The organism is Afifella sp. IM 167 (assembly GCF_020144925.1).
In the GTDB taxonomy this organism is placed as follows: domain Bacteria; phylum Pseudomonadota; class Alphaproteobacteria; order Rhizobiales; family Afifellaceae; genus Afifella.
Window position 1 is genome coordinate 1 of record NZ_NSLC01000030.1, and the last position, 658, is coordinate 658.

The following is a 658-nucleotide window of genomic DNA, read 5'->3' on the forward strand; positions in this document are numbered from 1 at the left end:
TACACTTCCGCATGAAGCATTAAACACCTTATATTCACATGCGAAATTCCCTGTGATCCTGTCAAATCTATACACAGAATTTGGAGAACGGCCGGATTGGGTAAAGCCATTTAAAATGATTACTCTCTCTAATGGAACAAAAGCCGCATTGCTCGGAGTAAGTGTATTTTATGAAAAATTCTACAAATTGCTTGGCTGGATCATTAAAGATCCTTTCCAAAGCTTGCTTGAAACGCTTGAACAGGTGCAAGAAGAAGCAGATATCATCATCCTGCTATCACATTTAGGAATAAATGATGATGAAATTATTGCAAAAGAATTCCCGGAAATAGATGTTATTTTAGGAGCCCACACTCATCATATTTTTGAAAAGGGAAAAATGCTTCATGGCACCTTATTAACAGGCGCGGGAAAAAATTGTGGATTAGTTGGGCATGTTGCTTTAACTGTGGATAATAATCACAGGCTTTTAGCAAAATCAGCAGATGTTATCAAAATTGAAGCTGAACCAGAGTGTGGAGAAACAAAACAATTTCTTTTGAAAGAAGAACGTAAAAGCGCGGAAATACTTTCTGAAACAGTAGCGATTTTGGAGGAAGATTTAGCATTGGATTGGTATCAGCCTTCAGATTTTCCGCAATTTTTGGCAACTGCATTA

The 658-nt window shown here is 37.2% G+C and carries 1 pseudogene; it reads left to right on the forward strand.

From position 1 onward, the window contains the following. Nucleotides 1-658: pseudogene (locus CLD20_RS19980) on the forward strand (bifunctional metallophosphatase/5'-nucleotidase); the annotation flags it as partial.